Annotated in this window: 24 protein-coding genes; 4 read left to right on the forward strand and 20 right to left on the reverse strand. The window is 71.4% G+C overall.

The window, feature by feature from the left end; all coding sequences use genetic code 11:
- Positions 1 to 17: 17 nt before the first annotated feature.
- The 5 genes from ACWERV_RS31755 to ACWERV_RS31775 all read right to left on the reverse strand — a co-directional run bounded on the left by ACWERV_RS31755 (position 18) and on the right by ACWERV_RS31775 (position 5,435).
- Positions 18 to 956, reverse strand: coding sequence for a helix-turn-helix transcriptional regulator (locus ACWERV_RS31755; protein WP_398180677.1), 939 nt, complete (start codon positions 954 to 956; stop codon positions 18 to 20).
- Positions 957 to 1,117: 161 nt separating this feature from the next.
- The gene (locus tag ACWERV_RS31760; protein WP_398180680.1) at positions 1,118 to 1,489 is read right to left on the reverse strand and encodes an FKBP-type peptidyl-prolyl cis-trans isomerase; all 372 of its coding nucleotides are present in this window, start codon (positions 1,487 to 1,489) and stop codon (positions 1,118 to 1,120) included.
- 161 nt (positions 1,490 to 1,650) lie between these two features.
- On the reverse strand, positions 1,651 to 2,649 hold the full coding sequence (locus ACWERV_RS31765) for an FKBP-type peptidyl-prolyl cis-trans isomerase (RefSeq protein ID WP_398180683.1): 999 nt from the start codon (positions 2,647 to 2,649) through the stop codon (positions 1,651 to 1,653).
- Between the two features lie 161 nt (positions 2,650 to 2,810).
- A complete protein-coding gene (gene pafA / locus ACWERV_RS31770) occupies positions 2,811 to 4,172 on the reverse strand; it encodes a Pup--protein ligase (RefSeq protein ID WP_398180686.1) in 1,362 nt (453 codons plus the stop codon).
- A 9-nt stretch (positions 4,173 to 4,181) separates the two neighbouring features.
- Positions 4,182 to 5,435, reverse strand: a complete 1,254-nt coding sequence (locus ACWERV_RS31775; protein ID WP_452939680.1) for an MFS transporter — start codon at positions 5,433 to 5,435, stop codon at positions 4,182 to 4,184.
- 223 nt (positions 5,436 to 5,658) lie between these two features.
- Between ACWERV_RS31775 and ACWERV_RS31780 the strand changes: the two genes are divergently transcribed.
- Entirely contained in the window at positions 5,659 to 6,636 is a 978-nt protein-coding gene (locus ACWERV_RS31780) for a LacI family DNA-binding transcriptional regulator (RefSeq protein ID WP_452939711.1), read from the forward strand.
- Positions 6,637 to 6,653: 17 nt separating this feature from the next.
- On the opposite strand, the gene prcA is transcribed toward ACWERV_RS31780, so the two are convergent.
- The 6 genes from prcA to arc all read right to left on the reverse strand — a co-directional run bounded on the left by prcA (position 6,654) and on the right by arc (position 12,670).
- A complete protein-coding gene (gene prcA / locus ACWERV_RS31785) occupies positions 6,654 to 7,415 on the reverse strand; it encodes a proteasome subunit alpha (protein ID WP_452939683.1) in 762 nt (253 codons plus the stop codon).
- A 65-nt stretch (positions 7,416 to 7,480) separates the two neighbouring features.
- Positions 7,481 to 8,326: a proteasome subunit beta gene (gene prcB / locus ACWERV_RS31790; RefSeq protein WP_452939685.1), complete on the reverse strand. Its 846-nt coding sequence runs from the start codon at positions 8,324 to 8,326 to the stop codon at positions 7,481 to 7,483.
- Positions 8,278 to 8,883 carry an endonuclease VII domain-containing protein gene (locus ACWERV_RS31795; protein ID WP_452939688.1) on the reverse strand — a complete coding sequence of 202 codons (606 nt, stop codon included), beginning with the start codon at positions 8,881 to 8,883 and terminating at the stop codon, positions 8,278 to 8,280. Before ACWERV_RS31795 ends, prcB begins: the two co-directional genes overlap by 49 nt.
- An 8-nt stretch (positions 8,884 to 8,891) precedes the next feature.
- Positions 8,892 to 9,110, reverse strand: a complete 219-nt coding sequence (locus tag ACWERV_RS31800; protein ID WP_452939714.1) for a ubiquitin-like protein Pup — start codon at positions 9,108 to 9,110, stop codon at positions 8,892 to 8,894.
- 186 nt (positions 9,111 to 9,296) lie between these two features.
- Complete coding sequence (gene dop / locus ACWERV_RS31805; RefSeq protein WP_398180701.1) at positions 9,297 to 10,808, reverse strand: depupylase/deamidase Dop; 1,512 nt, start codon at positions 10,806 to 10,808, stop codon at positions 9,297 to 9,299.
- A gap of 95 nt (positions 10,809 to 10,903) precedes the next feature.
- A complete protein-coding gene (gene arc / locus ACWERV_RS31810) occupies positions 10,904 to 12,670 on the reverse strand; it encodes a proteasome ATPase (RefSeq protein ID WP_398180705.1) in 1,767 nt (588 codons plus the stop codon).
- Positions 12,671 to 12,911: 241 nt separating this feature from the next.
- On the opposite strand from arc, the gene ACWERV_RS31815 reads away from it, so the two are divergent.
- Positions 12,912 to 13,211 carry a ferredoxin gene (locus ACWERV_RS31815; RefSeq protein ID WP_398180708.1) on the forward strand — a complete coding sequence of 100 codons (300 nt, stop codon included), beginning with the start codon at positions 12,912 to 12,914 and terminating at the stop codon, positions 13,209 to 13,211.
- A 40-nt stretch (positions 13,212 to 13,251) separates the two neighbouring features.
- Here the strand turns inward: ACWERV_RS31815 and ACWERV_RS31820 are convergent, their stop codons facing one another.
- The 3 genes from ACWERV_RS31820 to ACWERV_RS31830 form a co-directional block, all read right to left on the reverse strand.
- A complete protein-coding gene (locus ACWERV_RS31820; RefSeq protein WP_452939692.1) occupies positions 13,252 to 13,851 on the reverse strand; it encodes a hypothetical protein in 600 nt (199 codons plus the stop codon).
- Positions 13,852 to 14,126: 275 nt separating this feature from the next.
- On the reverse strand, positions 14,127 to 15,029 hold the full coding sequence (locus ACWERV_RS31825) for a tRNA (adenine-N1)-methyltransferase (protein WP_398180714.1): 903 nt from the start codon (positions 15,027 to 15,029) through the stop codon (positions 14,127 to 14,129).
- A gap of 173 nt (positions 15,030 to 15,202) precedes the next feature.
- On the reverse strand, positions 15,203 to 16,408 hold the full coding sequence (locus tag ACWERV_RS31830) for a site-2 protease family protein (RefSeq protein WP_398180717.1): 1,206 nt from the start codon (positions 16,406 to 16,408) through the stop codon (positions 15,203 to 15,205).
- 159 nt (positions 16,409 to 16,567) lie between these two features.
- Between ACWERV_RS31830 and ACWERV_RS31835 the strand changes: the two genes are divergently transcribed.
- Together ACWERV_RS31835 and ACWERV_RS31840 are read left to right on the forward strand one after the other, a co-directional pair.
- Positions 16,568 to 17,470 carry a RecB family exonuclease gene (locus ACWERV_RS31835; RefSeq protein ID WP_398180720.1) on the forward strand — a complete coding sequence of 301 codons (903 nt, stop codon included), beginning with the start codon at positions 16,568 to 16,570 and terminating at the stop codon, positions 17,468 to 17,470.
- A gap of 19 nt (positions 17,471 to 17,489) precedes the next feature.
- The gene (locus ACWERV_RS31840; RefSeq protein WP_452939697.1) at positions 17,490 to 18,161 is read left to right on the forward strand and encodes a response regulator; all 672 of its coding nucleotides are present in this window, start codon (positions 17,490 to 17,492) and stop codon (positions 18,159 to 18,161) included.
- Positions 18,162 to 18,260: 99 nt separating this feature from the next.
- Here ACWERV_RS31840 and ACWERV_RS31845 read toward each other — a convergent pair whose 3' ends face one another.
- The 6 genes from ACWERV_RS31845 to ACWERV_RS31870 form a co-directional block, all read right to left on the reverse strand.
- Entirely contained in the window at positions 18,261 to 19,856 is a 1,596-nt protein-coding gene (locus ACWERV_RS31845; RefSeq protein WP_452939700.1) for an ABC transporter substrate-binding protein, read from the reverse strand.
- Between the two features lie 150 nt (positions 19,857 to 20,006).
- Positions 20,007 to 21,353, reverse strand: a complete 1,347-nt coding sequence (locus tag ACWERV_RS31850) for an ABC transporter ATP-binding protein (RefSeq protein WP_398180729.1) — start codon at positions 21,351 to 21,353, stop codon at positions 20,007 to 20,009.
- Positions 21,337 to 22,398: an ABC transporter ATP-binding protein gene (locus tag ACWERV_RS31855; protein ID WP_452939703.1), complete on the reverse strand. Its 1,062-nt coding sequence runs from the start codon at positions 22,396 to 22,398 to the stop codon at positions 21,337 to 21,339. Before ACWERV_RS31855 ends, ACWERV_RS31850 begins: the two co-directional genes overlap by 17 nt.
- Positions 22,395 to 23,459 (reverse strand): ABC transporter permease, encoded by a 1,065-nt coding sequence (locus ACWERV_RS31860; protein ID WP_452939706.1) that lies wholly within the window; start codon positions 23,457 to 23,459, stop codon positions 22,395 to 22,397. The genes ACWERV_RS31855 and ACWERV_RS31860 overlap by 4 nt, the downstream gene beginning before the upstream one ends.
- Positions 23,459 to 24,478: an ABC transporter permease gene (locus ACWERV_RS31865; RefSeq protein ID WP_398180738.1), complete on the reverse strand. Its 1,020-nt coding sequence runs from the start codon at positions 24,476 to 24,478 to the stop codon at positions 23,459 to 23,461. The genes ACWERV_RS31860 and ACWERV_RS31865 overlap by 1 nt, the downstream gene beginning before the upstream one ends.
- Positions 24,479 to 24,597: 119 nt before the next feature.
- Positions 24,598 to 25,319, reverse strand: a 722-nt coding sequence (locus tag ACWERV_RS31870; protein ID WP_452939709.1) for an ABC transporter substrate-binding protein, incomplete at its 5' end; no start/stop codon positions are given.

Below are 25,319 nucleotides of genomic sequence, written 5' to 3' on the forward strand. Positions count from 1 at the left end.
CTCCCGTTCAGCCCTCGTCAGCCCTTGGCCACCGCGCGCAGCCGGTCCAGCACCTCGGAGCGCAGCTCCTCGGGTGCCAGCACGACCACGTCGGGCCCGAATTCGGCGAGCCACGCGTCCAGCCCGTGGCCGTAGGGGACCTCCAGCTCGTCCCACTCGGCGTCGACGGGGGTCAGGACCACCGCGCGGGCCCGCAGCGGATAGCCGCTGTCGCGGCGCAGCCGGATGGTGGCGGTGGCCGTCGCGCCCTCGCCCGCCCAGCGCTCGACGGCCGCGCGGACGTCCACGTGCGCGGGCACCTCGGCGGTGAAGCGGCCGCGGGACTTGACCCGGCCGCTGATCCGGGACAGCCGGAAGACCCGCACCGCGCCGCGGTCGCGGTCGTGGCCCGCCATGTACCAGTGGCCGCGCCAGCACTCCAGCGCCCACGGCTCGACCAGCCGCGGCTCGGGGCGCACCGCGTTGGCCTTGCGGTAGTCGAAGGCGACCGCGCGGCGTTCGCGGGTGGCCAGCATGAGCGCCTCGAACGCCGGTTCCGGGGTGGGGATGCGCGGCTCCAGCGCGCTGTGCGCGTCCTCGTACGGCACCCCGGCCGCGCGCAGCTTCTGCAGCGCGCCGCTGGCGGCCTCGGCGAGCCGGGCCTGCTGCCAGACCTTCGCGGCGAGCGCGAGGGCGGCGGCCTCCTCCGGGTCGAGGGCGATGTCGGGCAGCCGGTTGCGGTCGCTGCGGGCGAGGTAGCCGAACTCGCCTTCCAGGTTCTCGACGGTGTCGATGAGCAGGCCCAGCTCGCGCAGGTCGTCCTTGTCCCGCTCGAACATCCGGTTGAAGGCGTCGTCCGAGGCCACCTCGTGGTAGGCCTCGATGGAGGCACGCAGCTCGCGCTTGCTGACCGGACGGCGGGTGTTCATCAGGCACAGGGCCAGGTTCATCAGCCGCTCGGCTTTGGCGATCGCCACCGCCACCCCCTTCTGTCTCTTCCGCGTCTTCCGGGGTCCGCTGCCGCCCGGATGTCCTCCCGCACCGTACCGCGCGCGGACGGCGCGCAGATCCGGGCCCGTCCCCCGTGCCTACGCAGGGGGGACGGCGCCCGAGTCCGCGGGACCCTTCCGGATCCGGCTCAGACCGAGACGAGGTCGCAGACGAAGATCAGCGTCTCGCCCGGCTTGATCGCGGCGCCGGCGCCCCGGTCGCCGTACGCCAGGTGCGCGGGGATGGTCAGCTGGCGGCGGCCGCCGACCTTCATGCCCTGCACGCCGCGGTCCCAGCCGGGGATGACCTGGCCGACGCCCAGCTGGAACTTCAGCGGCGCGCCGCGGTTCCAGCTCGCGTCGAACTCCTCGCCGGTGGAGAAGGCGACGCCGACGTAGTGGACCGCGACCGTGGCACCGGCCTCGGCGACCGGTCCGTCGCCCTCCCAGATGTCCTTGATCTCCAGGTCGGCCGGCGGCTCGCCGCCCGGGAAGTCGATCTCGGGCTTCTCGATGTTCACAGTCCGTGCTCCTTGTGCGGTTGCGGGCAACCTGGACAGTCTTGCAGAGTCCGGGAGACGGCGTCCGGAAGGGCTGTGGACAACGGCGGCGGCGCGGCGGCGCGCCCGCGGGAGAGCGGGACGGGTCGGAGCACCACTCAGAGCACCGGTCAGAGCACCGGTCAGAGCACCGCGATGATGTCGACGGTGAAGACCAGCGTGGAGTTCGCCGGGATCGAGCTCTGGGCCTGGTCGCCGTAGGCCTGGTCCGGCGGGGTCACCAGCACGACACGGCTGCCGACCTTCTTGCCCGTCAGGCCCTTCGTCCAGCCCGGGATGACACCGGTGAGCGGGAAGTCGGTGAGCTGCTTGCGGGAGTAGCTGGAGTCGAACTCCTTGGCGCCGTCCCACAGCACGCCCTTGTACTGCACCAGCAGCGTGTCGCTGCCCTTGACGGCGGCGCCGTCGCCCTCGATGACGTAGTTGGACACCAGCTTGGTCGGCGCCTTCACCTTGGGCACGGTGACCGACGGGGCCAGGCCGTCGACGTTGGTGCCGACCTTCGGGAGGTTGGCGTCGTTCTGCGGGACGAGCTTGCCCTTGGCCGACGAGCGGCCGTTCCACACGTCGAGGACGTCCACGACGAAGACCAGCGTGTCGGTGCCGGCGATGCCCGCCTGCGCGTTGCCGGAGGTGCCGTAGCCGAGGGCCGGCGGGATGCTCAGCATGACCCGGCTGTTCGCCTTGGCGCCGATCAGCCCCTGGTCCCAGCCGGGGATGACCTTCTGCGCGCCGATCTGGGTGGCGTACGGCTGCTTGCCGAAGGAGGTGTCGAAGACCTTGGCGGACTTCCAGATCTGGCCGAGGTAGTTCACCCGGATGTAGTCACCCGCGGCGACCGCCGGACCGCTGCCCTGGATCACCGTCTTGACGGCCAGGTCCTTCGACGGCGTCTCGGTGCCCTTGGCCACGGTCGGCTTCTTGTTGAACGCCGTGCCCGCGGTGATGGCCGGCAGCGGGCCCGAGGCGATCTTCGGGGTGGAGCTGGCCGTCGCGCTCGGGGTGTCCGAGGCCGAAGGCGACGTGGAGGCCCCGGAGCCGCTCTTACCGGAGTCTTTACCGCAGCCGGCGGCGGTGAGCATGAGCGCGGGTACGGCGAGCAGGACGGAGCGTCGGCGCACGGGGATCCTCGTTCGGGTCGGGGGCGGGGCTTTCGGTCGTGGATTGCCGCCCCACACCCTACGGTGTGCCGCAGGCCCCGTACGACGTCCGTACGGGGCCTGTGGGCTTGCTGTGCAGGGATTTCGGCCGGGTGCGGCCCGGCGCGCCGGGCCGCCCGGTCCTACATTCCGGCGATCAGCTTCTCCACCCGGTCGTCGACCGACCGGAAGGGGTCCTTGCACAGCACGGTGCGCTGCGCCTGGTCGTTGAGCTTCAGATGCACCCAGTCGACGGTGAAGTCGCGGCGCTGCTCCTGGGCGCGGCGGATGAAGTCACCGCGCAGCCGGGCCCTGGTGGTCTGCGGCGGCACGGACTTCGCCTCGAAGATCCGCAGGTCGTTGCAGACCCGCGCGGCCTGGCCCTTGCGCTCCAGCAGGTAGTACAGGCCCCGGCGACGGTGGATGTCGTGGTAGGCGAGGTCTATCTGCGCGACCCGCGGATGCGACATGGAGATGTTGTCGCGGGTCCGGTAGCGCTCGATCAGCTGGTACTTCATGACCCAGTCGATCTCGGTGCCGATCCGGCCCAGGTCACCGCTGCCGATCGACTCCAGCGCCCGGCCCCACAGCTCCAGCACCTGCTCGATGACACCGCTGCGGATGCCGCGGCGCTCGCAGAACTCCACGGCCTTGGAGTAGTACTCCTCCTGGATCTCCAGCGCCGACGCCTCCCGCCCGGAGGCGAGACGGACCTTGCGGCGTCCCGTTATGTCGTGGCTGACCTCGCGGATGGCCCGGATCGGGTTCTCCAGCGTCAGGTCGCGCATCACCGTCCCGGCCTCGATCATCCGCAGCACCAGGTCGGTCGCGCCGACCTTGAGCAGCATCGTGGTCTCGGACATGTTGGAGTCGCCGACGATGACGTGCAGCCTGCGGTAGCGCTCGGCGTCGGCGTGCGGCTCGTCGCGGGTGTTGATGATCGGCCGGGAGCGGGTGGTGGCCGAGCTGACCCCCTCCCAGATGTGCTCGGCGCGCTGGCTCACACAGAAGACGGCGCCGCGCGGGGTCTGGAGGACCTTGCCCGCGCCGCACAGCAGCTGCCGCGTCACGAGGAAGGGAATCAGGATGTCGGCCAGCCGGGAGAATTCTCCGTGCCTGGCCACCAGGTAATTCTCGTGGCATCCGTAGGAGTTGCCGGCCGAGTCGGTGTTGTTCTTGAAGAGGTAGACATCCCCGGCGATGCCCTCTTCGTGCAGCCGGCGTTCGGCGTCGACGAGAAGGCCTTCCAGGATCCGTTCACCGGCCTTGTCGTGCGTGACGAGTTCGGTGACGTTGTCGCACTCGGGAGTGGCGTACTCCGGGTGCGAGCCGACGTCGAGGTAGAGGCGGGCGCCGTTGCGGAGGAAAACATTGCTGCTCCGGCCCCATGACACGACACGGCGGAAGAGGTACCGCGCCACCTCGTCAGGGGACAGGCGCCGCTGTCCCCTGAACGTGCACGTGACGCCGTACTCGTTCTCCAGCCCGAAAATGCGGCGGTCCATGTCTGAACATTACGCCTGATGCGTGGAGCTGAAACGGGGTTCGACGGCACGATTTGGATCTTTTTCCGGCCGGGTTTCGAGGTTTGCCGCCGTCAGGAATCCGCCGGTCGCCAGCAGTACCGCCGTCGCGACGGCGCAGCCCGCCGCCGTCACGGCGAATCCGGCCGCCGCGCCGCCGTGCTGGGCGGCCGCGCCCGCGGCCGCCGTCCCCAGCGCGCCGCCGACGCCGACGGCGGTGACGACCCAGGAGAACGCCTCCGTCACCGTCCCCGCCGGCGCGTGCCGGTCGACCACCACGAAGCCGCAGGCCAGCGCCGGGGCGAGGAAGAAACCGGACAGCGCGGCCAGCGGCAGCATCCCGGGCAGGCCCGGGGCGAGCAGCAGCGGCACGTAGCAGCACGCGAGGGCCACCGCGAGCACCCGCAGCCGCAGCTCCGGGGTGCCCGGCCAGTTCCGCGACCCGTACGTGACGCCGCCAGCCAGCGCGCCCAGCCCGTTGACGGCCAGCACGTACGAGGCCGTGGCGCCGCCGCCGTGCGCGTCGCCGTACGCCACCGCGGCCGGGGCGAGGGCGCCGAGCGCGATGCCCAGGAAGAAGAAGGCGCCCAGCAGCACCGCGAGCCGCGGCGAGCGCAGCGCGCCGAGCCAGTGCGCCTCGCGCCCGGCGGCCCGCCAGCGGCGCGACGGCGGGGACGTGACGACCACCAGGGTGCCCGCCACGCCCAGCAGCCCCGTCGCCACCAGCGCGGCGGCCTGCGAGGCGGCCGCCACCAGCAGCGTCACCAGCAGCGGCCCGACGACGAACATGACCTCCTGGGCGGCCGCGTCCAGCGCGTACGCCTGCTGCACCCGCTCCGGGCTGTCGCCGAGCACACCGGGCCACAGCGCCCGCAGCCCGCCCTCCAGCGGCGGCGTGGCCACCCCCGCGAGCACCACGGCGGCCACCGCGAGCGGCAGCGGGTCGGGGCCCGTCGCCGCGAGCAGCGCGAACCCGGCGGCCGACAGCAGCGCCGCCCCGGCCATCACCCGCGGCTGCCCCCGCTTGTCCACCGCCCGCCCCAGCAGCGGCTGCCCCACGGCCACCGCGCAGCCGTACACCGCCGACAGGCCGCCCGCCAGCCCATAGCCCGCGCCCTCGTCCCGCAGGAAGAGCAGCACCGCCAGCGCGGCCATCGCGTTCGGCAGCCGCCCCAGCAGCGTCCCGCCGAGCAGCCGCGCCGCGTGCGGTGTCCGCAGCAGCTCCCCGTACCCGGCGCCGCCCATGCCCGCCCCTCTCTGGTGTTACGTATAACGTCGGCCCTCATACGTACCATGGCGCCAGCCGCCGGTCCATCCGCCCGACCCGACCACGGAGTCCGCAGTGCACGATCCCGCCACCCCGCCGCCCCCCGCCGCGGGCAGCACGGACGGGTCCGCCGCCGCGCACCGCGCGCCCGGGACCCGGCGCGGCGCGGCGGCCCGGGACGCACGGGTCACCTCACGGGACGTGGCACGCGCCGCCGGGGTGTCCCAGGCGACCGTCTCCCTCGTCCTCGGCGGAAAATGGCGCGGCCGGGTCTCCGAACCCACCGCGCAGGCGGTACGCGAGACCGCCGCCCGGCTCGGCTACCGGCCCAACCTCGCCGCACGCAGCCTGCGGCTCGGCGCGACCAGGACGGCCATGCTCGTCGTCCCCGCCCTCACCCACGAGTACTTCGCCCGGGTCTACGCCGGATCCGCCCGGGTCGCCGCCGAACACGGCTTCGGCGTCGTGCTCTACCCCTCCCCCGCCGGCACCGGCCCCGCCCGCGACCCCTTCGGCTCCGCGCGCACCGCCATCGACGGGGTCATCGCCTCGTCCATGGCAGCCGACGCGCTCACCGGCATCGGCGACGGCGGACTGCCGCTCGTCATGCTCGACAGCGACCCCGACGTGCCCGGCGGACCGCCCACCGTCAACCTCGCTGTCACCGACGGCATCCGCCAGGTCGTCCGGCACCTGCTCGCCCTCGGCCACCGGCGCATCGCCCACATCGCCGCGGACGTCGACACCTGGACCTTCCGCGCCCGCGCGCAGGCCGTCACCGCGGAACTCGCCGCCGCCGGCGCGCCCGCGGCCGTGACCCACCACTCCGCACTGGGCGTCGACGCGGCCCTCGGCGCCGCCGTACGCGCCCTCAGCGCGCCGGGACCGCGGCCCACCGCGCTGCTGTGCGACGACGACATCCTCGCCGCCGGGACGTGCAAGGGCGCCCGCGCGCTGGGGCTCTCCGTACCCGCCGACGTCTCCGTGACCGGCTTCGACGACCTGTCCCTCGCACGGGCGCTGGACCCCGAGCTGACCACCGTACGGCTGCCCGCCGAGGCGATCGGCGAGCACGGCATGCGCGCGCTGCTCGCCGTCCTCGCGGGCCGCCCCGCCCCTGCGGTGGAACTCCCCCTCACCCTCGTCCCGCGCGGTTCCACGGCCCCGCCGCCCGCATAGGGCGGCGGGCCCGTGCCCTACGCGGTGGGCGGCGGCTCCTCCTCGTCCGCTGCGGCCTCCGGCTCGGCCCCGGGCGCGGCGGCCTCGTCGAGCAGCCGGGCCACCTGGGTGCCGAGAACGCGCTTGAACTTCCGCTGCTGCGGCCGCGTGCGGTCCAGGACCGCGACCTCCAGCTGCTCCGCGGTGATCTGCCGGTCGCTGCCGTTGGTGTCGCGCTTGAGCGAGTCGACCGCCAGCGCCAGCGCCTCCGCGAGACTCATGCCGTCGCGGTGCCGCTGGTCGAGGTAGCTGCCGATCTGGTCGGAATTCCCGCCGACCGCGACGGCCCCGTGCTCGTCGACGATGGAGCCGTCGTGCGGCAGCCGGTAGATCTGGTCGTCCTCGGGCGCGGCCCCGACCTCCGCGACGATCAGCTCCACCTCGTAGGGCTTCTCGCCCACGCTGGAGAAGATCGTGCCGAGCGTCTGCGCGTAGACGTTGGCCAGGCCCCGGGCCGTCACATCGGCCCGGTCGTAGGTGTATCCGCGCAGGTCGGCGTAGCGGACACCACCGAGCCGCAGATTCTCGAACTCGTTGTACTTGCCGACCGCCGCGAAGGCGATCCGGTCGTAGATCTCACTGACCTTGTGCAGCGCGCGGGACGGATTCTCCGCGACGAAGACGATGCCGTCGGTGTACTGGAGCACCACCACACTGCGGCCGCGCGCGATGCCCTTGCGGGCGTATTCGGCGCGGTCCGCCATGGCCTGCTGGGGTGAGACGTAAAAGGGCGTGGACACCGGCTAACCGTGCCTTTCTGCGATCGGCGCTGGGAGCGCGCGGAGGGACGTCGGCTGACCCGCGGTCACAGCACCGGGGCCTGGGGGCCGTCGGGGCGGCCCTGGCGCGCCTCGACCACCTCGCGGGCGATCGGGCCGACCTCGGAGTCGGGCAGCAGGCGGAAGCCCTCGTCCGTCATCACGGTGATGGTCGGGAAGATGCGCCGGGTCAGGTCGGGACCGCCGGTCGCCGAGTCCTCGTCCGCCGCGTCGTAGATCGCCTGGACGACGGCGGTGGTCATCTCGCGTTCCGTCAGGTCGCCCCGGTAGAGCTTCTTGAGGGTGCCCCGGGCGTACACCGAGCCGGAGCCGGTGGCCGCGAAGCCCAGCTCCTCGCTGCGGCCGCCCGTGACGTCGTAGGAGAAGATCCGGCCCTTGCCGCGGTCCGGGTCGTAACCGGCGAAGATCGGGACGACCGCGAGGCCCTGCAGCGCCATGCTCAGATTGCCCCGGATCATCGTGGACAGCCGGTTGGCCTTGCCCTCCAGGGAGAGCGTCGCACCCTCGATCTTCTCGTAGTGCTCCAGCTCCAGCTGGAAGAGCTTGACCATCTCCACCGCGAGCCCCGCGGTACCCGCGATGCCCACCGCCGAGTACTCGTCGGCCGGGAAGACCTTCTCCATGTCGCGCTGCGCGATCACATTGCCCATCGTCGCCCGCCGGTCACCCGCAAGGATGACCCCGCGGTCGAAGACCGCGGACACGATCGTCGTCCCGTGCGGCAGCTCGACCGCCCCCTTGAGCGGCGGCAGCGCCCGGTTCCCCGGCAGCAGCCCGGGGGCATGGTCCCCCAGGAAGTCCAGGAAGGACGACGAGCCGGGCGTCAGGAAGGCAGCTGGTAGACGCCCGGTGCTACGAGAGTTGGCTTCCACGCGTTTCCCTCCACATAAGCCGCGGCACGTCTCATGACCGCCGGCTGGTCCTTGAACTGGCCGAGTGCCGCATTACAGCTGAAGCACAGCACGCCTCGGACCCTACCCGTCTTGTGGCAGTGATCCACATGCTCCGCACGAGCAGTGAGGCAGATACAGCAAATGCCGCGCTGCTGGGCGATCATCGCGGTCAGGTCCTGTGCCGACAGGCCGTACTTTCGGCGGAAGTACGCGTCGCGGTTGCGCTCTCCGCGACACCGTCGGCAGTAGCTGCTCCATCCGTCCGAGGACGTCTTGTTGCGTTCCCACTCGCTGTACGGCTTGACCTCACGACACGAGGGGCACCGCTTGTGTCCCTCGGGAACGGACACCTTCTCCCGGACCGTCCTGCCGGCCGCGGCGCGCTTGCGGCGGTAGTAGGCGGCCGAATACTCCGCCACGCACGCCCGACAGCGCGGCTGACGACCGTCCGGCCTGTTCCGGTCGGCGGCGAAGGACGCGAAGGGCTTCGTCGTCCCGCAGCCGCGACAGAACTTCCCCTCCCCCTCCCCATTCACATCCGTGACTACTGTCCGCCTTTTTGAACGAAGCTTCGCACGAAATCCTCGGCGTTCTCCTCGAGTACGTCGTCGATCTCGTCGAGGACGGAGTCGACGTCGTTGGAGAGCTTCTCCTGGCGTTCCTTGAGGTCATCGGCGGCCTTGGTGTCCTCCTGGACCTCCTCGACCTCGTCCGTGGAACGCGTTGCCTTCTGCTGCCCGCCGTCGGTGTCCTTGGTTGCCATGTCCCTCACCCCGCTCGGTTGCGTGCCCTGCAAGATCGACCCTACAAGGCGGCCCTGATCTTGGCTCTCGATTAGTCAACGTCCGAGTGCTACCCCGTTGATTCCCGGTTCTGACCCGTTTCAGCCGTGCTTCGGCCGCCGGAGATCGGTTGCCGGGGATCGGCTGCCGGAGACCGTTGCCGGGGATCAGCCGCCGGACAGGATGCGCACCAGTTCCTCGGCGCTGCGGCAGCGGTCCAGGAGTTCCTTGACGTGCTTGCGGGTGCCGCGCAGGGGCTCCAGGGTGGGGACGCGTTGCAGGGAGTCACGGCCGGGGAGGTCGAAGATGACCGAGTCCCAGGACGCGGCGGCCACGTCGTCGGCGTACTGTTCGAGGCAGCGGCCGCGGAAGTACGCCCGGGTGTCCTCCGGCGGCTTGGTGACGGCGCGGGCGGTCTCCGGCTCGTCCAGCAGGCGCTGGATGCGCCCGCGGGCGACCAGGCGGTTGTAGAGGCCCTTGTCGGGGCGTACGTCGGCGTACTGGAGGTCGACGAGCTGGAGCCGGGCGGCGTCCCAGCCGAGGCCGTCACGGCGCCGGTAGCCCTCCAGGACCTCCAGCTTCGCGACCCAGTCCAGCTCCCGCGCCAGGCTCATCGGGTCGCTCTCCAGCCGGTTGAGCACGTCCTCCCAGCGGGCCAGCACGTCCTTGGTCTGCGGGTCGGCGTCGGTGCCGTAGCGCTCCTCGGTGTACTTGCGGGCGAGCTCGTAGTACTCCATCTGGAGCTGTACGGCGGTGAGTGTCCGGCCGTTGCGCAGTGTGACGAGCTGGCGCAGCCCGGGGTCGTGGGAGACCTCGTGCAGGGTGCGGACGGGCTGGTCGACGGCGAGGTCGACCTTGATGAAGCCGTCCTCGATCATCGACAGCACCAGGGCGGTGGTGCCGAGCTTGAGGTAGGTGGAGATCTCGGAGAGGTTCGCGTCGCCGATGATCACATGGAGCCGACGGTATTTCTCGGCGTCGGAGTGCGGTTCGTCGCGGGTGTTGATGATGGGCCGTTTGAGGGTCGTCTCCAGGCCCACCTCGACCTCGAAGTAGTCCGCGCGCTGGCTGAGCTGGAAGCCGTGCCCCTGGCCGTCCTGGCCGATGCCGACGCGGCCGGCGCCGGTGACGACCTGGCGGGAGACGAAGAAAGGCGTGAGGTGCCGGACGATGTCCGAGAACGGCGTCTCGCGCCGCATGAGGTAGTTCTCGTGGGTGCCGTAGGAGGCGCCCTTGTTGTCGGTGTTGTTCTTGTAGAGGTGGATCGGCTGGGCGCCGGGCAGCTGGGCGGCGCGCTGCGCGGCCTCGGCCATGATGCGCTCGCCGGCCTTGTCCCACAGCACCGCGTCGCGCGGGTTGGTGATCTCGGGGGACGAGTACTCGGGGTGCGCGTGGTCGACGTAGAGCCGGGCGCCGTTGGTCAGGATGACGTTGGCCAGGCCGATGTCCTCGTCGGTCAGCTGACTGGTGTCGGCGGCGTCCCGGGCGAGGTCGAAGCCGCGGGCGTCCCGCAGCGGGTTCTCCTCCTCGAAGTCCCAGCGGGCGCGGCGCGCCCGGTGCATCGCCGCCGCGTACGCGTTGACGATCTGGGACGAGGTGAGCATGGCATTGGCATTGGGGTGGCCGGGGACGGAGATCCCGTACTCCGTCTCGATGCCCATTACTCGCCGTACGGTCATGCGGCCCTCCTTGCCCGGCCCCGGCCCGTGCGGGGCGGGAAACACACACCGGCTGCGGGTGCCCGCTGTGGGGACCCGCAGCCGGAGGGTAGTGCCTACAGATACTGTCCGGTATTCGCCACGGTGTCGATGGATCGTCCGGTGTCCGCGCCCTGCTTTCCGGTCACCAGGGTGCGGATGAACACGATCCGCTCGCCCTTCTTTCCGGAGATGCGGGCCCAGTCGTCGGGGTTGGTGGTGTTGGGCAGGTCCTCGTTCTCCTTGAACTCGTCCACGCAGGCGGCGAGCAGGTGGGAGACCCGCATTCCGCGCTGTTCGTGGTCGAGGAAGGCCTTGATCGCCATCTTCTTGGCCCGGTCCACGATGTTCTGGATCATGGCGCCGGAGTTGAAGTCCTTGAAGAACAGGACTTCCTTGTCACCGTTGGCGTAGGTGACCTCCAGGAAGCGGTTCTCCTCGGTCTCGGAGTACATCCGCTCGACGACCGACTGGATCATCGCGTCGACGGTGGCCGCGGGCGACCCGCCGTGCTCGGCGAGGTCGTCGCCGTGCAGCGGGAGGGTGTCCAGGAGGTACTTCGAGAAGATGTCCTTGGCCGCCTCGGCGTCCGGACGCTCGATCTTGATCTTCACGTCCAGCCGGCCGGGGCGCAGGATGGCCGGGTCGATCATGTCCTCGCGGTTGGAGGCGCCGATCACGATGACGTTCTCCAGGCCCTCGACGCCGTCGATCTCGGCGAGCAGCTGGGGGACGATGGTGTTCTCCACGTCGGAGCTGACGCCGCTGCCGCGGGTGCGGAAGAGCGACTCCATCTCGTCGAAGAAGACGATGACGGGGGTGCCCTCGCTGGCCTTCTCGCGGGCCCGCTGGAAGACCAGGCGGATCTGCCGCTCGGTCTCGCCGACGTACTTGTTCAGCAGCTCGGGGCCCTTGATGTTCAGGAAGTAGCTCTTGCCCTGCGGCTGGCCGGTGACCTCGGCGACCTTCTTGGCCAGCGAGTTGGCCACGGCCTTGGCGATGAGCGTCTTGCCGCAGCCGGGCGGGCCGTAGAGGAGTACGCCCTTGGGCGGGCGCAGTTCGTATTCCTTGAACAGGTCGGCGTGCAGGTAGGGCAGCTCCACCGCGTCGCGGATCTGCTCGATCTGGTTGCCGAGGCCGCCGATCTGGCGGTAGTCGATGTCGGGGACCTCTTCGAGCACCAGCTCCTCGACCTCGCTCTTGGGCACGCGCTCGTACACGTAGCCGGAGCGGGGTTCGAGCAACAGGGCGTCGCCGGTGCGCAGGGTGCCGTCGAGCAGCGGTTCGGCGAGCCGGACCACGCGCTCCTCGTCGGTGTGGCCGATGACCAGGGCCCGCTCGCCGTCCTCCAGGATCTCCTTGAGGGTGACGATGTCGCCGATGCGCTCGAACTCCATGGCCTCGACCACGTTGAGCGCCTCGTTGAGCAGCAGTTCCTGGCCGCGCCGGAGCTCGTCGAGGTCGACGGACGGGCTGACGTTCACCCGGAGCTTGCGCCCGCCGGTGAAGATGTCCGCCGTGCCGTCGTCGTTGGCCTGCAGGAAGACGCCGAAGCCGGCCGGCGGCTGCGCGAGCCGGTCGACCTCCTCCTTGAGGGCCACGATCTGGTCGCGGGCCTCGCGGAGGGTGCCCGCCAGCCGTTCGTTCTGCGCGGACACGCCGGACAGATTGGTCTGCAGCTCGACGATCCGCTCCTCGAGAATCCTCGTGTGCCGCGGAGAGTCGGCGAGCTTGCGTCGCAGGACGGCGATCTCCTGCTCAAGAAAGGCGACCTGGCTCATGGGTTCTTCCGAACCCCGAGCGGGTCGGCCGCCACGGTTGATGTCGTCGTCGTGGGCCGCCACGGTCCTCACCTCCTCCAAGGGGAGCTGGACGTTTCCAGACCCTACCTGGGCTGGTGGGGGTTGAAACCCCTAGATCACAAAGACGATCGCGGTGTGTCCGATCTTCACCCTTGCGCACGTCCCTCCGCCACTGAGATACCCACCGAGCGCGCCCGGAAAGCAGCCGGTTGTATCGTCGATTCGGTCAACAGCCGGATGGGCCGGTTGCTTCCTGAACGACCAACGGCAGGGATGAGTTTCCGTGAGCAACGAGACGGCTGAGGCGGCTGAGGCGCTCGAGGTCTGGATCGACCAGGATCTGTGCACCGGCGACGGGATCTGTGTGCAGTACGCGCCGGACGTGTTCGAGCTGGACATCGACGGTCTGGCCTACGTGAAGGACGCGGACGACGAGCTGGTCCAGACGCCCGGGGCCACCGTACCCGTCCCGCTGCCCCTGCTGCGGGACGTGGTGGACTCCGCCAAGGAGTGTCCCGGCGACTGCATCCATGTGCGCCGGGTGGCCGACCGCGTCGAGGTGTACGGGCCCGACGCCGAGTAGCCGCTCGGCGCGGCCCCGGGCGGGGGCCGCGCGGGCTGCCTCAGACGGTGTTCGGGGCGGGGCCGGGCAGGGCGACGTAGCGGTCGCCGCGCCATTCCCAGGTGTAGGTGCGGCTCATGTCGGGGCAGCACTGCGGGACGCTGTCGGAGGAGAAGCCCAGCACGGTGGCCCTGACGGTGCCGTCCTCCAGCCGGAAGTCCCGGATCTGCCGGTTGTCCTGCGGCCTGACCAGGGTGACGGCGATCCGCGGCGGGCCGCCGGGCTTGGCGGGGAGGCTGAGCACGTAGACGCCGCTGGGCGGGGTGCCGGTGTCGGAGTGGCAGCGCACGACGACGGCGGTCTCGGGCCGCCCGTCACCGTCGAGGTCGCCGGAGACCTGGCTGACGACGTCGGGCGAGGTGCCCGGGGCGCAGGTCAGCGGGTAGGTGGCGGCGTGCGGGTCGGGCGGGGCGACGGGGGCCGCGGGCCCCTCGGGGCCGGCGGGCGCGGCCGCGGTGTGGGTGCGCGGCGAGGCGTCGGCGGGCTGGATGGCGGCTATCGCGGCCACCACGGCGCCGACCGCGGCGGCGGTGGTGATCCAGTGGACGCTCCGGGCGCGGGTGTGCGGGAGGTCCACGTCCTGACCTGCGGAGGGCTGCACTCGCCTGTCTCCCGGGGTCGCTCGGCGGGGGTTGCGGGCATCGTGCCACACGTCACACCGGGCGGGAACGGCGGGGGCGGGTGTGCCCCGCGGGACGGGGTGCGGGGGCTGCCGGATGGCTCCGGAAAACGGGCCGCCGGCTTGTCCGGAACGGACAAACCGGCGGCGTCGTACCGAAGTTGGCCGAAATTCGGCGTACCCCCAGGGGCATGACCCCGGCGGCCGGGACCTGGCTGCCGGGCGTCCCGGCATCCGTGCGCCCCGGCGGCCGGGCTCTAGCTGTCGGCGCCCGAGCCGCTGCCCGGACCGGTGTAGTCCTCGCCGTAGGCGCCCTTGGCGGGGCGGCGGCGGCGCAGTGGCGGCTCGACGCCGTCCGCGAGACGGCGGGCGGTGAGCAGGAAGCCGGTGTGGCCGATCATCCGGTGGTCGGGGCGGACGGCGAGGCCCTCGACGTGCCAGGTGCGCACCATGGTCTCCCAGGCGGCGGGCTCGTTGAAGCTGCCGTGCTCGCGGATCGACTCGACGGTGCGGGCGAGCTGCGTGGTGGTGGCCACGTAGGCGCACAGGATGCCGCCGGGCACCAGGGCCTTGGAGACGGCCTCCAGGCACTCCCAGGGGGCGAGCATGTCCAGGATCACGCGGTCGACCTCGGTGTCGGACAGGTTGTCCTGGAGGTCGCCGACGGTGAGCTGCCAGGCCGGGTGCGGGCCGCCGAAGTAGCGCTCGACGTTCTGGGAGGCGATCTCGGCGAAGTCCGCGCGGCGCTCGTAGCTGTGCAGCATGCCGTGGTCGCCGATGGCACGCAGCAGGAAGGTGCTGAGCGATCCCGATCCGACGCCGGCCTCGACGACGCGGGCGCCGGCGAAGATGTCGGCCATGGCCAGGATCTGCCCCGCGTCCTTGGGGTAGACCACGGCGGCGCCGCGGGGCATGGACAGGACGTAGTCGGGGAGGAGCGGGCGCAGCGCGAGGTACGCGACGTTTCCCGTGGTACGCACCACGCTGCCCTCGGGGGCACCGATCAGCTCGTCGTGCGGGAAGGCGCCCTTGTGGGTGTGGAACTGCTTCCCGGCTTCGAGCGTGAAGGTGTAGTGGCGTCCCTTGGGGTCGGTGAGCTGGACCTGGTCCCCGACTCTGAAGGGCCCGCGACGGCGGGCGGCACCGGTCGGTTCGGACATGGGGATCACCTTATCGGGCTTTTCCCCCGCTCCCGACCGTCCCGGACGCAGCTCCCGGCCGTCCCGCGCACGCCTCCGGCCGCACCGGACGCGCTCCCCGGCCGTACCGGGCCTGCTCCGGCCGCCCCGGAGCGTCCCCGGCGGCAGCGGCCCGTCCGCCCCTGGCGGGGGCGCTACGGGCGGGACATGGCCGCGATGAAGGCCTTCTCGACGTCCGAGGTGGACAGCACGCCGTAGATCTCCCCGGTGGGCTCGACGACCAGGTACTCCGTGGAGGGGGTGGCGCGCAGCCGGTCGAGCAGGTCCTCGCCGGCCAGTTCGGCGGAGACCCGCATGCCCGGGGTGAGGTCCTGGGCGAGGCCGCCGACGGCGATCCAGGGGCGGCGGTGCTCGGGGGTGGTGACGATCGCGGACTCGCGCACCAGGGCGGTCGGGTCGCCGTGGCCGTCTACGACGACGAGCGCGCGGGCGCCGGCGTCGTTGGCGCGGCGCAGCGCCTCGGACAGCGGGGTGTCGGAGGCGACCGGGACGGCCCGCCGGGTGAGGGTGCGGGCGCGCAGCGCGGGCAGCCGCTCGCGCAGCCGGGCCATGCGCAGGCTGTTGCCGGCTCCGGTCCAGATGATGGCGGCGAGGATCGCGGCGAGCAGGGCGTCGGTGAGCGAGTCGACGCCGCTGCCGCCGGCGTCGCGCCCGTAGGAGAGCATCGGCAGCCCGACGAGGACGGCGAGCGCGAGGGCCCGGCCGACCCAGGCGGCGGCGACGGTGCCGGTCATGGCGCGGCCGCTGATCTTCCAGACGACGGCGCGCAGCATGCGGCCGCCGTCGAGCGGCAGTCCGGGCAGGAAGTTGAAGATCGCCACGATGAGGTTGCTGATCATCAGTCCGGCGAGCAGCACGCCGGGGACCGTGCCGGACTCCACGAGCTGCATGCCGCCGAAGAAGACGCCCGCGAGCACCAGCGACAGCAGCGGTCCGACGAAGGCGAGGACGAATTCCCGGCCGGGGGTGTCGGACTCCTTCTCGATCTCCGAGATGCCGCCGAAGAACTGCAGCTGGATCCGCCGCACGGGGAGCTTGAAGCGCAGCGCGGCCACGGTGTGGGCCAGCTCGTGGACGAGCACCGAGCCGTAGAAGGCGACGGCGAAGAACAGCGAGACCAGGTAGCGCGCCCGGCCCAGTTCGGGCAGCACGGTGTCCAGCTGGTCGCCGAAGACCCAGGTGATCAGGGCGGCGATGAGGAACCAGCTGGGCGCCACGTAGATGGGGACGCCGAAGAAGCGGCCCATCAGGAGCCCTCCGCCGGGGCCGCGCGCGGCCGTGGCGGGGTCGCCCCCAGGGGCGTCGTTCTTGCCGGACGGCGGCCCACCGCTCTCGCTCACTGCTTCCCCTCGCTCGGCTGGAAGATCCCGGTCCCGCCCCGTCCCGACCGGTGCGATCAGTACCGATCATGCGTGACCGAGGCCTCGGCAGCCATGCTATTGCTCCGTTACGTCCGGCGGGCACCGGCTTGTCGGTGGCAGGCCGTAAGGTCGTCTGCCATGGGGACGACCACCGAAAGCGAAGCAGGCGCGGGCACGGCCGGGCGGGGCAGGCACCCGCGCCCGCCGTCGTCGCTCTCGCCCTCCCGCGCGGCGGACTTCATGCGCTGCCCGCTGCTCTACCGGCTGCGGGTGATCGACAAGCTGCCGGAGAAGCCCAGCCCGGCCGCGACCCGCGGCACGGTGGTGCACGCGGTGCTGGAGCGGCTCTTCGACGCCCCGGCCGCCGAGCGCACCCCGCAGCGGGCCCGCGCCCTGGTGCCCGGCGAGTGGGAGCGGCTGCTGGCCGCCCGCCCGGAGCTGGCGGCGCTGTTCGACGCGGCGGAGCCTGCCGCGCTCGCGGAGTGGCTGGAGGGCGCGGGCGCGCTGGTGGAGCGCTGGTTCACCCTGGAGGATCCGACACGGCTGGAGCCCGCCGAGCGCGAGCTGTACGTGGAGACGGTGCTGGAGTCCGGTCTGACGCTGCGCGGCTATGTCGACCGGCTGGACGTGGCACCGGCGACCGGTGAGCTGCGGGTGGTGGACTACAAGACCGGCAAGGCCCCGCGCCCGGAGTACCGGGACGAGCCGCTCTTCCAGATGACGTTCTACGCGCTGGTGCTGTGGCGGCTGCGCGGGGTGGTGCCGCGGCGGCTCCAGCTGGTGTATCTGGGCAGTGGCGAGGTGCTGACGTACGACCCGTCGGAGGCCGACCTGCTGCGGACGGAGCGGCGGCTGCTGGCGCTGTGGGAGGCGATCCGGGCGGCGACGGCGAGCGGGGAGTGGCTGCCGCGGCGCACCGCGCTGTGCGGGTGGTGCGACCACCAGGCGTTCTGTCCGGAATTCGGGGGGACTCCCCCGCCGTATCCGCTGGCGGAAATCGCGGGAGCGCTGCCCGTCGTCGGTGAGAATGGTCCGGTCTAGCGAAAGACGGAGGAAGACCGTGGCGATCCGCGTCCTGCTGGTGGACGATCAGCCCCTGCTGCGTACCGGTTTCCGGATGATCCTGGAGGCCGAGCCCGACATCGCGGTGGTGGGCGAGGCCGGGGACGGCCAGCAGGCGCTGGACCAGGTGCGGGCGCTGCAGCCCGACGTGGTCCTGATGGACATCCGGATGCCCCGGATGGACGGGGTGGAGGCGACCCGGCAGATCACCGGTCCCGACCGCTCGGGCCCGGCGAAGGTGCTGGTGCTGACGACGTTCGACCTGGACGAGTACGTGGTGGAGGCGCTGCGGGCGGGGGCCAGCGGTTTCCTGCTCAAGGACGCGCCGGCGGCCGAGCTGGTGCAGGCGATCCGGGTGGTGGCCGCGGGTGAGGCGATGCTCGCGCCGAGCATCACCCGGCGGCTGCTGGACAAGTACGCCGGGCGGCTGCCGTCCGGGGAGGATTCGGTGCCGCAGCCGCTGCACGCCCTGACCGAGCGCGAGGTCGAGGTGCTCAAGCTGGTGGCCCGCGGCCTGTCGAACGCGGAGATCGCCGCCGAGCTGTTCGTGTCGGAGACCACCGTCAAGACGCATGTGGGGCACGTGCTGACCAAGCTGGGCCTGCGCGACCGGGTGCAGGCCGCGGTGTACGCCTACGAGAGCGGGCTGGTGCGCCCCGGGGCGGGCTGAGGCCCCCGGGCCGGAGGGGGGCGCCCGGAACGCCGGGCGCCCGGCCCCCGTGCGGGGACCGGGCGCGCCTGCGGACGTGTGCTGCGGCCGGGACGGGCGTCAGCCGGTCTTGCCGCGGCCCAGCTCCCAGAACTGGGTGGTGGTGGAGGAGTTGAGGGCCCACTCCACGCCGGTGATGCCGTCGCGCGCCGCGATGTACTGCTTGCCCTGCCACAGCGGGAGCATCGGCACGTCGTCGGCGATCAGGTCCTGGGCCTGGCCGAACGCCGTGGCGGTGGTGCCGCGGTCGGCGAGCTTGCGGGTGGCCGGCAGCAGCGTGTTCTGGATCGTGGTGTTGTTGTAGGCGAGGTTGAGGAAGTTCTCCTTGTCGAAGAACGGCGCCAGGTAGTTGTCCGGGTCCGGGAAGTCGGGCAGCCAGCTCAGCGCGAACAGCTCGTAGTCGTGCTGGGTCGCCTTCTTCAGGAAGGTGTTCCACTGCTCGCTCTTGGTGGTGACGGTGAACAGGCCGCTGGCGTTGAGCTGCCGGGCGATCTCCTGGGCCTCGGCCCCGTTCATCGTGCCGCCGGTGTCACGGCGGTAGTTGATGGTCAGCGGGACCTTCGCCGTCACCCCGGCGTTGCGCAGCAGCGTCTTGGCCTTGGACACCGACGGGTCGCCGTAGCGGTTGTGGAAGGAGTTGGTGTGGCTGGTGATGCCGGCCGGGATGACCGAGTACAGCGGGTCGGCGGTGCCCTGGTAGACGTTGCGGGTGATCGCGTCCCGGTCGATGACCTGGGCCAGCGCCTGCCGCACCGCGAGCGTCTTGAGGTCGGCCGAGGAGGTGTCGAGGAAGAGGTAGCGGGCCTCGCCGCCGGCCGACTCGGTGGTCTTGATCGTGGAGTCGGTGCTCCCGAGCAGGCCGCTGATCTGGTCCGGGCTGATGGTGCGGGCCATGACGTCGATGCCGCCCGACTTCAGCGCCTTCTCCATGGCGTGGGAGTCGGCGAAGAGCTTGAGCTGGATCTTGTCGTTGTTCATCTTCAGCGTGCCCTTGTAATGGCCGTTCTTGCTGAAGTCGCCGCCCTTGGCCTCCTTGAAGGAGTCGAGGGTGTAGGGGCCGGAGCCGACCAGCCGGAAGCCGGTGTAGGGCTTGTCCGCCGGGTAGACCGCGGGGTCCAGGATCGCCGCGGCCGGGGTGGCGAGCTTGGCCGGGAAGGTCGTGTCGGGGGCCTTGAGGTGGAAGACCACGGTCGACTCGTCGGGAGCGTCGACGGACTTCACACCGGACAGCAGGGTGGCGGGACCGGCCGCGAAGTTGATCTTCAGCATGCGGTCGACGGAGAACTTCACGTCCTGCGCGGTGACCGGGTGCCCGTTGGAGAACTGCTGGCCGTCGCGTATCCGGCACTGGTACGTCAGCACGGTGTTGTCGGTGTAGTGGCACTCCGACGCCGCGTCCGGGCTGGGGGTGGTGCTGCCGCGCTGGTAGGTCAGCAGCATCTGGAAGGTGTTGTAGAAGATGTTCCAGGTGGCGCTGTCGTAGGAGGTGGCCGGGTCGAGCGGCGCCGGGTTGTCCTTGGTCAGCTCGATGCTGTCGGTGGTGCCCACGACGATGGGCTTGCCGCCGCTGCTTCCCACACTGGTGCTGCCGCACCCGGTGACCAGTGGCGACATCGCGCCCAGCAGCACGGGCAGGACCAGAAGCTTGCGGTTCATCCTCGTCGTTCTCCTCTTGCCTGGCGTGGTCGTGAGATCCGCCTTGTTGGCCTGGCTCACGAGATGTGCGAGCCCCGCGTGGTGTGCGGGGCTCGCGTGGTTCACCTTATGCGTAGTGCCGGACGGCTCCGGCAGCGGTCCCTTCGCAGGTCAGCCGACGGACTCCCGCAGATGGCAGGCCACTTGGACGTCCCCGCCGGCGACGAGTGCCAGCCGCGGGTCGCGGGCGGCGGCGAACTCCACGACGGCGCGGCCGTGCTCGCTGCGCAGGTCCGCGACACCGCGCCACAGCGGCTCGTGCGGGCGGTCCTCGGCGCCGTCCTCGTCACGCAGCGCCCGCAGGAAGTCCAGGACCTCCTCGGGGGTGTGCCCGCGGCCGGGCTGGATCTCGGCGGTGCCGAGGCCCGGTACGGCGAGCGCCTCCACGTCGGCGAACAGCCCGCGTTCGCGCTCGGCGGCCTCCGGGGCGAGCTCCAGCCAGCGGTTCTCCAGCAGCGTGCGCAGGTCGCGGGCCTCCCAGCCGCAGCCGGCGACGGCCACCGGGCAGCGCGGGTGGAAGGAGCAGCCCAGCGGCGGCCGGGCGGCGTCCGGGATCTCGCCGCGGGGCAGTTCGCGCGGTACGGCCCGCTCGGGGTCGGGCTCGGGGATCGCGGCGAGCAGCGCCTCGGTGTAGGGGTGCTGCGGGTTGGCGAAGACCTCGGCGGTCGGCCCGTACTCGACGATCCGGCCGAGGTACATGATCGCGATGGTGTCGCAGAAGAACTTCGCGCTGGCCAGGTCGTGCGTGACGTAGACGTAGGTGAGGTCCAGGTCGCGTTTGAGGTCGAGCATCAGCTGGAGGATCTTGGCGCGGACGCTCATGTCCAGCATGGAGATCGGCTCGTCGGCGACGAGCAGTTCGGGCTCGGCGATGATCGCGCGGGCGAGCACCGCGCGCTGCTTCTGGCCGCCGGACAGGTCGCCGGGGAACTTGCCGAGGTAGCGCTCCGGCGGGGTCAGGCCGACGCGCTCCAGCGCGTCCACGACGCGGGCCTCGTACTCGGCCTCGGTGGAGACGAGGTTGTGGATGCGCAGCGGGTGGCCGACCGCGGTGCGGATGTCCATCGACGGGTTGAGCGAGGCGTGCGGGTCCTGGAAGACCATCTGCAGGCGGCGGCGCATCGGCCGCAGCTGCCGTTCGCCGAGCCCGGTGATGTCCTGGCCGCGGTAGCGGACGGATCCGCCGGTGGCCTTGGTCAGGCCGATCAGGGTGCGGCCCAGCGTGGTCTTGCCGGAGCCGGACTCGCCGACCAGGCCGAGCACCTCGCCCTTGCGCAGCCGCAGGTCGATGCCGTCGACGGCGCGCACGGCGCCGCCCGCGGCCTGCCCGGTGAAGCGGCCCAGCAGCCGGCCGCGCAGGCCGAAGTGCACTTCGAGGCCGGACGCCTCGACCAGCGGCTCGCCGGCGTCGCCGGGGGCGCCGTCGCCGGCCGGCTCGATGTCAGGCTTCGTCAGCAACGCTGATCTCCTCTACGGCGTGGAGCGCTTCGCGCCCGTCCGGTCCCAGCTCGTCGGCGAGTTCGGGCGCGACGTCCAGCGCCTGCTGCCAGCACGCGCTGGTGACCCCGGTGGGCAGCCGCACCTCGGGCGGCTCGATCTCGGCGCAGCCGCGCATCGCGACCGGGCAGCGCGGGTGGAAGCGGCAGCCGGTCGGCGGCTCCACCAGGTCCGGCGGGCTGCCCGGGATGAAGTGCAGCCCGGTGGTGGCCAGCGAGATGGTGGAGCGCAGCAGCTCCTTGGTGTACGGGTGCTGCGGGCGGGCGAAGACCTCGCGGGCGTCGCCCTGTTCGACGATGTGCCCGGCGTACATCACGGCGACGCGGTCGCAGGCCTCGGCGACGATGCCGAGGTTGTGGGTGATGAGGACGAGCGAGGTGTCGAAGTTCTTCCGCAGGTCGGCGAGGATCTTGATGATCTGCGCCTCGACCAGCACGTCGAGCGCGGTGGTCGGTTCGTCGGCGACGATGAACGCGGGCCGCAGCACGAGCGCCAGCGCGATCATGATGCGCTGCCGCATGCCGCCGGAGAACTCGTGCGGGTAGCTGGCGTAGCGGCTCTCCGGGATGCCCATGCCGCGCAGCGCCTCCAGGGCGCGGGCCCGGATCTCCTTCTTGGGCAGGTCCTTGTGGTGGGCGCGCAGCGCTTCCTCGAAGTGCTGGGAGATCCGCATGAGCGGGTTGAGCCGGGTCATCGGCTCCTGGAAGATCAGCCCGAGTTCGGGGCCGCGCAGCTTCTGCAGCTCCTTGGCGGGCAGGCCGACGAGGTCGCGGCCGGCGGCGCCGGGGCTGCGCAGCACGACCTCGCCGTCGACGGCGGCGGCGGACGGGGTCAGGCCCAGCACGCCGCGGCCGAGGGTGGACTTGCCGCAGCCGGACTCGCCGACCAGGCCGAGGGTCTCGCCGGGCCGGACGTCGAAGCTGACGCCGTCCACGGCACGGACCGCGCCGCGGTCGGTGCCGTACCAGACGCGCAGGTCCCGGACGGACAGGACGGGTTCGGTCACTTGACGGCCTCGCCTTCGGACGCGTCGGGCAGTTCGGGAGCCGTGACGGTACGGCGCCTGGTGTGGGCGGGGAGCAGTACCTTGCGGATCCTGCGGCGGCGCATGGTCGGGTTGAGCACGTCGTTGAGGCCTTCGCCGAGGAGGGTGAAGCCGAGGATCGCGATGACCATGGCCAGACCCGGGTAGAGACAGGTCCACCACATGCCGGCGTTGACGTCGTCGATCGCGCGCTCCAGGTCGTAGCCCCATTCGGCGGCGTCGGTGGGCTGGATGCCCAGGCCCAGGAAGCCCAGGCCCGCGAGGGTGCCGATGCCGTCGGCGGCGTTCATGGTGGTGATGACCGGCACGGACTGGATGACGTTGCCGAACAGGTACTTGCGGATCACCACCGAGGGCTTGGCGCCCATGGCGCGGGCGGCCTCGACGAAGGTGGCCTCGCGGGCGGACAGCGCGGAGGCGCGCACCACCCGGTAGTACTGCGGGATGTAGACCACCGTGATGGACAGCGCCGCGGTGACGACCGCGCCGCCGGAGATGCCCGAGAAGACGAAGCTCGCCACGATCGCGAGCAGCAGGTACGGGAAGGCGAACAGCGCGTCCATCACCAGCACCAGGATGCGGTCCAGCCAGCCGCCGAAGTAGCCGGACAGCAGGCCCAGCAGCACGCCGATGACGAGCGAGAAGACGACGGCGAGGACCATCACCTCCAGGGCGGTGCGGGCGCCGTAGATGGTGCGGGAGAGCACGTCGAGGCTCTGCACGGTGGTGCCGAACCAGTGGTCGCCGTCGGGTGCGCCCTGCTTGGGGAAGTTCTTCCCGCCGTCGCGGTAGGTGTCGAAGTCGTACGGGGCGATGAGTGGCGCGAAGACCGCGGTGATCACGAACAGCAGCGAGATGATCCCGCCGGACCACAGCATGAACTTGGGCACGCCGTGGGCCTCGCGGACCGCGGCGGTGATCCGGCGCAGTCCGCCGAAGCGGGTGCCGCCGGGGCCGGGGGTGCCGGACGGGGCCGGTTCGGTGGGCTCGATCGGGCCGTTGGGGAGAGTCGTCGTGGCCATCAGTAGCGCACCCTCGGGTCGATCAGCGCGTTCACGAAGTCGATCAGCAGGCTGATCACGACGACGGCCAGGGCGAAGACGGTGACGATGCCCTGCACGGCGACGTAGTCGCGCTGGTTGATGTAGTCGATCAGCTGGCGGCCGATGCCGGGCCAGTTGAAGATCCGCTCGGTGAGCACCGCGCCGCCGAGCAGCATGGCGACCTGGAGGCCGAGCACGGTGATGACCGGCACCAGGGCGTTGCGGAAGCCGTGCCGGGCGACGACGTGCCGTTCCCGGACCCCGCGGGCGCGGGCCGCCTCGATGTAGTCGCCCTGGAGCGACTGGATGAGGTTGATGCGGATCATCCGGATGAAGACGCCGACGATCAGCAGGCCGAGCGCGACGGACGGCAGCAGCAGGTGCTGGAGGATGTCGCCGACCGCGTCCCAGTCGCCGTCCAGGGCCGCGTCGATGATCAGGATGTGCGTCTGGGTGGGCACGTTGAGCTGGATCAGCGGGGACGCCTGCCCGGAGGTGGTGCCGAACGCGAGCATGAGCAGCGGTGCGGTGACGATGACCGGGGAGGCGTAGCTGAGGATGCTGGCCAGCCGGCCGATGACGTCGACGGCGCTGTCCCGGTAGCGGCCGCAGAGCAGCCCGACGGGGATGCCGATGACGGCGGCGAAGACCAGGGCGCCCGCGGTCAGGGTGAGGGTGGCGCCGCCGTTCTCGACGAGGATGTCCCGCACGCTGCGGCGGTCGGAGAAGGTGGTGCCGAAGTTCAGGGTGACGACCGACTTCAGGTAGTCCCAGAACTGCTGGTAGAGCGGGGCGTCGAAGCCGGCCGCGTGCCGCCGGGCGGCGAGTTCGGTGGCGTTCAGCTTGCCGCCCTGCGACGACGAGATGGGGTCGCCGGGGGCCACCCGCATCATCACGAAGACCAGGATCAGCAGGATCAGCACCATGGGCACGGCGAGTGCGATCCGGGTGAGGACGTAGCGGCGCAGCGAGCCCGACTGCTTGCTCGTGTTGCTCATGCGGTGACTTTCCGGTGGCTGTCCGGAGTGGCCCGGACCGGGGACGACGGGATGCGCGGCGCTGGCGCCGCGGGCCGGGCCGGCCCGCGGGGGTCACTCCCCCGCGGGCCGGCCACCGCTCACTTCGTGCCGAGTTCGTAGAACCGGAACATCGTCGGGTCGAGCGCCTTGTCGGCGCCGGTGACCCCGTCGCGGATCACGACGGTCTGCTTGCCCTGCCACAGCGGGATGATCGGGACGTCCTCCGCCACGATCTTCTGGATGTCGGCGAAGGCCTGGTCGCGGACGGTCTTGTCGTCCGTGCCCTGCTCCTTGCTGAGCAGGGTCAGGATCTGCGGGTTGAGGTAGCCGGTGCCGAGGAAGGGCTCCTTGGTCAGGAACGGCGCGACGTCGTTGTCGGGGTCCGGCAGGTCCGGGTACCAGCCGATCATGTACGAGGCGTACGTGTCCGACTTCTCGTCCTTCTGGTACTGCTGCCACTCGGTGGAGCTGAGGGTGACCTTGAACAGGCCGGTGGCCTCCAGCTGCCGCTTGATGGCGGTGGCCTCGTCGGCGGACGCGGCGCCGTAGTGGGTGGGCGTCCAGGAGTAGGCGAGGTTCACCGGGGTCTTGATGCCGGCGGCGTCGAGCAGCGCCTTGGCCTTGGCGGTGTCGGGCGCGCCGTACTTGTCCTTGAAGGCCTCGGTGTGGCCCTCGATGCCGTTGCCGACCATCGAGTAGAGCGGCGCCACGGTGTCGTCGTAGGCGTCCTTGGCGATGCCGGCGCGGTCGATGACCTGCGCGACGGCCTGCCGCACGGCCTTCTGGTCGGCGGGCTTCACCTTGGCGTCGAAAACCATGT

Source organism: Streptomyces sp. NPDC004031 (assembly GCF_053604375.1).